The 6,719-nt window shown below is 49.1% G+C and carries 3 protein-coding genes; 1 reads left to right on the top strand and 2 read right to left on the bottom strand.

The genetic code is table 11. The features are described from left to right. Positions 1-290: 290 nt before the first annotated feature. Both H6G00_RS25640 and H6G00_RS25635 read right to left on the bottom strand, forming a co-directional pair. Complete coding sequence (locus H6G00_RS25640) at positions 291-2,552, bottom strand: CHASE2 domain-containing protein (RefSeq protein ID WP_190798897.1); 2,262 nt, start codon at positions 2,550-2,552, stop codon at positions 291-293. Between the two features lie 24 nt (positions 2,553-2,576). Beyond that, positions 2,577-5,303, bottom strand: a complete 2,727-nt coding sequence (locus H6G00_RS25635) for a CHAT domain-containing protein (protein WP_190798896.1) — start codon at positions 5,301-5,303, stop codon at positions 2,577-2,579. A 185-nt stretch (positions 5,304-5,488) separates the two neighbouring features. Here H6G00_RS25635 and H6G00_RS25630 point away from each other — a divergent pair, with 185 nt between their 5' ends. After that, positions 5,489-6,676 carry a threonine synthase gene (locus tag H6G00_RS25630; RefSeq protein ID WP_190798895.1) on the top strand — a complete coding sequence of 396 codons (1,188 nt, stop codon included), beginning with the start codon at positions 5,489-5,491 and terminating at the stop codon, positions 6,674-6,676. Positions 6,677-6,719 lie beyond the last annotated feature (43 nt).

Genomic DNA, 6,719 nt, shown 5'->3' with positions numbered 1-6,719 from the left:
CAGCAGGTGAAAGAGAGACTTGATGCTTTAACACCAGAAGTAATCTTCTCGATTGTAGGGCGACGGTCTATTTTAGATGCCTTATCTGTAGCTGAACTTTAGAGAATTGGTATTACTTAAGTGGGGACAAAGAATGGGTGGATGAGGTGCGGTTAGCGTGTAAAGGGAAACTGCTTTGCGTTGCTTCTAATGCTTGTAATGCGACTCTTTGTGCTTATCACCGCAACAAGCAGCGACAGATGGGCTGACTTCGTATCCAAGAGCATTTTGTGAAAGATAGAGAAAAATATCTACTTCCGATTCGCGATTACAACGATTTCTGTGCCTTGTCCTAGTTGACTGTGAATGATTAACTCACCGTCAATTTGCTCTACCCGTTCACTCATTCCCAATAATCCAAACCCTTTACCCAGGGGAATTTGACTCACTTCAAATCCCTGTCCATTGTCCTTTACTCGCAGAAGACACTGTGACTCCTCACAAACTAGCTCAACCTGAATTTCAGTGGCGTGAGCATACTTAACGGCGTTAGTCAGTGCTTCTTGTCCAATGCGAAGTAAATGATTTTCCACATCGGGTGGCAAAGGGTAGGCAGTCCCGATAATGTCACACGTGAGATTGGTATTCGTAGTCGCTCTCATTTGAGTGGTCAGGTGTTTGAGAGCGCTAAATAAGTTTCCTTCTTCCAACAGTTTAGGACGTAGTGCCGCTACTGATCGCCGCGCTTCAGCTAGTCCAGTTCGAGCTAATTCTTCCACCGTTTCCAAATGAGTTTGTGCCGAGGCTGGCTTTTTGGTAATCTGCTCGCTTGCCGCCCCGACATGCAGCAGAATACCGGTAAATGCCTGGGCTAAGGTATCGTGAATTTCTCGCGCCATCCGGTTGCGCTCATCCAAAATCGACGCTTCTTCAGCTCGCTTGCGATCGCTAATATCTTGTCCAATGCCAACGAATAAGCGCTCTGCAATTTGGACATTTGCCCATGCTGTGTTGACCAGGCGATCGTCCTTTGTTCTGATTTTGAGATCTAACCAGGCACCTGTTGCAGATAACATGTGATCTAAAATTTGCTGCTGTTGCTCCGAATCAAAACAACACGCAGCAATCAGGTCAATATGGTGCAGATCTGTAGTTGTCCATCCCAAGATTTGCTCACACTGACGATTCACGAATTCAACTTTTCCCTCCGCATTGTAGAGCGTAATCATGGCAGGAATGTGGTCCACGATCGCTTGCAGGAGCTGTTTTTGTTGATTCGGGGTATCTTCTGCCTGTTTTCGTTCAACAATTTCTTGCTCTAATTTTGCAGTTCGTTCTTCCACTTTCTGTTCCAGGTTGCGGGCATATCCCCTCAGGTTCTCCCACAGCAGGTAGCCATTGCTTGTAACGGCAGAGCCAGCGAGGGCTAGCAAGGGAGGAATGATAATAATCCACCACCCTACTAAAAACAGTCCGTATGCACCGACTAGAAGCACAACTCCTAAAAAAGTAACTCTACATGCGGTCTGACGAGGCGATCGCGATACCCAACCCACAACAGCTCCAACCGTAGACCAAAAGATAACCCACAGCCATTCCAGCGGCTCTGACCAGGCATCTAATAAAGGACGACCATCCAAAGCAGCACTGAGCAATTGGCTGCTTAACAATGCATGAACTTCAACCCCTGCGGGTGCTGCAATTGAGTTAGTGGTGTAGGAGGTGAAAAATTTGTCTTCAAGGCTCTCGGCTGTTAATCCAATCAGCACAATGCGATCGCGCAGCAAATCTTGGGGTATGCGTCCTTGCAATACTTCCGTTATTGAGACGGTGCGAAAATGGTCCTGGAGTTTTGGAAAGTTTGACAGAATTTGATATCCACCGGCATCAACACCTACATAACCGCCATCATTTGGACGTAAGGAAGTAAAGTCCGCTCGACCTAACCGGAGTTGTCCTTTGGTGAGGTTGATTGTTTCAAGCTGAATGCCTTCTTCCTTGAGATACACCAGAGCTAATTGTGTTCCTAGAGTCGCGATCGATTTTCCATCTTGATTGCTGAGGTACAGCAAACTGCGGCGAACTGTACTATCGGTATCTAAGAGAAGATCGCTAGCACTGACTCGATTATGCTGCTCCAAGGCTGGTGGTGCTTGAACCACTTCACCTTGAGCTGTTTCAATCACTTTCTCAATTCCAATCAGGTTAGGGGTAGAGGTAAAAACATTGATCAGCTCAGAGTGTCCTGGTTCTACAGGTAAATCTCGAAAGATGTCCAGTCCAATGACTCTGGGTTGTTGTTGTTTAATGGATAGAATCAACTGAGCTAACACTGCATCGGACATTGGCCATTGTCCAAGTTGTTTGATGTCTGATTCATCTATGGTCACGAGGATAATTCGTGAATCAACCGGTTCAAAGGGACGCAGGCGAAACAGTTGATCAAGCGCCATTAGCTCCATAAACTGGAGTGCACCCAAGCATCGCAGCAGCAGCAATCCTCCGGCAACACTAGGAGCGGTGATGAGGACTCCGCGCCATCGCCAAATTTGCTGTCTTAGGGTTGTCCACATAGGATAAATGCGGTCGCTTAACTTCTAGAGCCAATTGCCTAAAAGCACAAACGGTGACCAGTAATAAGGGGAGGCGTAATCCTGTTGTTGCAGCAAAGCAACCTGAGCCCGACGTAGAGCTTCAGCTTTGGTCATCCCTGGCTGTCCTAGCTCTCGGTAAAACTCAATCATCAACAATGCGGTGGAGCGATCGCTAACCGACCACAATGAGGCAAGCGTGCTGCGTGCCCCCGATCGCACTGCTACTCCTGCCATTCCCAGGGCCGCTCGATCATCACCCGTTGCCGTTTGACAAGCGCTCAATACTAACAGTTCGATTGGGTTGAGATTACCCTCCCTAGTCCGAAGCAGTTGATCTAATTGTCTAACGTTGATACGTCCATTCCACGTCAAAATGAATGTATCATCTGCATTTGAGCTAAACTGACCGTGCGTGGCTAGATGCACAATTGGCGACGGAGTAGAATCAATCTGGGCTTGAAATGCTTCATTAGTAAATGACTGATCGAGTAACACCTGAGCCGAAAGGGCCGTTTCGATTTGATTAATTTCAACTGTGACGTTCGGCAGCGCTGGAAAGTCCTCGCGAGCTTGACTTAATCCTGCCAGCAGTCCACGCAATTGCAGATTTTCGAGCGGTTCGGGTTGCAGCAGGTGTAAGCCCGGATTGAATACCACTGCATAGTTTTCAATCAGGTAGTGCTGACCGTCGTGGAGCACTGCCATTGGCAAACTTCGCAGCAAGCCATCAGGCACAAACACCAGAGTTTTAATTTCACTGGCTGCTAGCTCAGTCTCTACCGGACGCAGAAGTAAATCATAAACCTGTTGAGCAACAGGCAACCAATCTTCGAGAAAGGCAGTCGGTCTGAGGGATTGGTGCAGTTGGGTGAGGATGCGTTCTACTTCAGCTTGAGTCAGTGGAGTGTTGTAGTAGCGCAAAGGCTGATTAGGTAATGCCAGAATCACCGCAAACTGGGTGGGCAGAATAATCGGGTAAATGACAGCAGCTTGCGGATCAATTTGGTCGATTTCGACCGGGCGAACGTTGACACAGGCTTCTCGAAAGAAGTTATCTAGTTCTGCTAACTGGAGAGCTTCGATGACTTGACGTGCCTGTTTCAGGTTTTCCTGGGTTGGTGAGTTGCTCTCAGACTGTAGGAGCAATTCCACAAACTGTCGATAAACAGGTTCAACACTTTCTCGAAACGAGAACTGCACATCTGAATTGATTGCAACTAAATCACTGCGAAGGGATTGCAAGATTTTGACTGCTTCTGCGTAGGCAGCCGTTGCATTTTGCAAATCTCCTGTAGCTGGGCAGGGCTGGGTATTCTGACAGAAAATTCGTCCCAGTTGCCACTGCCACTGATAAGCCACATCAGGCGCATCAATGGACTGCGCCAAACTGAGTGCTTGTTGCGTCAGAGTTTTAGCGTTGCTCCACTGGTGAGTCGTTTCATATAGGCTACCTAACGTACCAAGAGCATAAGATTCAGCTCGGCGATCGCTCATACTCCGAGCTTGCTCAACCGCAATGGCGAGATCTTGGGCTGACATACTAAGAAAGTCGAAGGATGCCTCCCCTGAGCTTTCTATCTCCCTATTTCTTAATTTAATTACGTTTTGAGCCCAGTTGATTCGAGCATAAATAGCTAGACGACCAGGGGGTAAATCAGCGATCTGAGATTGGATCTCTGGCAATAGTCGCTGTGCCTCTGCCAATCGTTCTGCTTCGACTAACAGACTGAACTGAAGCAGCTGAACTTGCGTTTTTGCGGTGAGCGAGGGAGCCGTAGTTGTTGCCTGTTGATAGAACGCGAGTGCGGTATCCGTTTCTCCTTGAGCGCGAGTTGTGTTACCCAAACTGAGCAAAATACCGCTGATATCGGACGCAGATTCAGGAGTCTCACCTTGGAGTTCGAGTGCGATCGCCAAGCTCTGTTCCAAAACCGCCCTTGATTGAGCTAAATCGCCAACTAACCGCAGCATCTTGCCTAGACTTCGCAATCCGGCTACCTTGAGCTGTGAATCGGGCTGGTCTTGTAAGGCTTGTTCTACCTGGGTGAGCAGAGTTGTGGCTCGTCTGTAAAGTCCCTCTGACTGCAACGCCCGTGCCTGGTTAATCTGACTGCCCAAGACACCGCTGGTATCATTGGTTTGATGGTAAACCGTTTCGGTCTGTTGCCAGGTTTCCAGTGCTGCTAGTGCTTGACCTTGAGTGAACTGTAGCTCCCCTTGAACAGTGAGAACCTGGGCGAGAACGGCTGAAACATCTGGGCTGGATGCCAGGTTTGGAGCATTTAGCAGCGAAACTGCTTGATTGATCGTCTCGTTTGCCTGCATCCACTGTCCCTGATCTGTAAAGGCAGTGGCAAGAAAACTGAGAACCAGTGCTTGATTAAGAGAATCGCTTGCCGTCTCATAGCGGGTTGTCGCCTGTTGCCAGAGCGCGATCGCCTCTGAGAGTTGCCCTGCCTGGTAATGGGCTTCTGCTTGCTGCACAAGCTGAGCGGGAGAAGAAATCGTAGAGGATGAAAGAGGATTTGATGTAATTCTGATTTGCTCCGTATTCTCTGCTCTCTTGCTAGGCTCTTGGAATCCCACTGCAGTTCCGGCATGGAGACCAACGGTGATGAGCAGTCCCAGCAGAACAAACTGCAAGAACCGCCACCATCCTTTGTCTGAGAAGAGCCTTGGGATGATGGGCACTCCTCGACTGATTCGCCTACTCCAGTGCCCCTTACTCATCTGCTCATTCGACTCCTCCCGGTACTGATGTTAGCGGGTGTTTAGATCTTCTGGGTCGATCCATCATCTCAAGTTTTGCCAAATTAGACCAGGTAACTTAGGTGAGTTAAAGTATTCACGCCACAGTAATTACCTGTACTCAACTGTTGCCTCATTTACTTAAACTTCTTAATACAGTTAAGCCAATGAATGTAACCCATCTGTACTGCTCATCCTGCAACAACCATTATCCGCCCCGTCGCCTCTACAACCTCTGTGAATGTGGCAAGCCGCTGATGGTTGCTTATGATCTCGATCGCGCTGCACACTCACTGACGCACGAAGTTTTGCGCGATCGCCCGCCAACGCTATGGCGCTACGCCGAAGTGTTACCTGTTGATGATCCTGCCAATCAGGTGAGCTTAGGCGAAGGAATGACTCCATTACTCAAGGCAGAAAAATTAGGGCAACTGTTGGGACTCAAGCATCTTTACATCAAAGATGAGTCGCAAAACCCGACTGCTTCTTTCAAGGCACGAGGAATGACGGCTGCGGTGTCAATGGCAAAAGAGTTAGGCGTGAGAAAGCTAGCCGTTCCCTCAGCGGGAAATGCTGCGGGTGCACTCGCTGCCTATGCTGCGAAGGCGGGACTGGAAGCCTTTATCTTTATGCCACAAGATACTCCCATCGCCAACATCACTGAATGCCAGCAAACCGGGGCAACCGTCACCCTGATAGATGGATTAATCACCGACTGTGGGCGAATTGTTGCAGAACGCAAAGCCGCAGAGGGATGGTTTGAGGTTTCTACCCTGAAGGAACCGTATCGGGTAGAGGGCAAGAAAACAATGGGCTACGAGCTAGCAGAGCAGTTTGGTTGGGAACTGCCGGATGTGATTCTTTATCCAACGGGTGGTGGAACGGGCTTGATCGGCATGTGGAAAGCCTTTGATGAAATGGAGCGGATGGGCTGGATTGGAACTCACCGTCCACGCATGGTGAGTGTACAGGCAGCAGGGTGTGCCCCGATCGCCCAGGCATTTGAGTCGGGCTTATCCGTGGGAGCAAAAATTGCCAATGCCCATACCGTTGCCTCTGGGTTGCGAGTTCCAAAGGCGATCGGAGATTTCATTATGCTAGATATTTTGCGTCAGAGTGATGGAACTGCGATCGCAGTGACCGATGACGCTCTGTTGACTGGAGTAAAAGATATTGGAAAGACTGAGGGCATTTTTGCAGCACCGGAAGGAGGAGCTTGCATCCCTGCACTGCAACAACTCATTGATCAGGGCAAGGTCGATCGGGATGAACGCGTGGTTCTGTTTAACACAGGCTCAGGGCTAAAATACCTCGAAGCCTTTGGCACAAGTGGTAATACCAATTCCAAAAATTAGGGCTACAGATGGAAGGGCACCCCGCGACGCGGGGTGCCCTTCC

The organism is Leptolyngbya sp. FACHB-541 (assembly GCF_014695875.1).
Classification (GTDB): Bacteria; Cyanobacteriota; Cyanobacteriia; order Elainellales; family Elainellaceae; genus JAAUTN01.
This window is presented reverse-complemented; position numbering and strand designations above follow the sequence as displayed.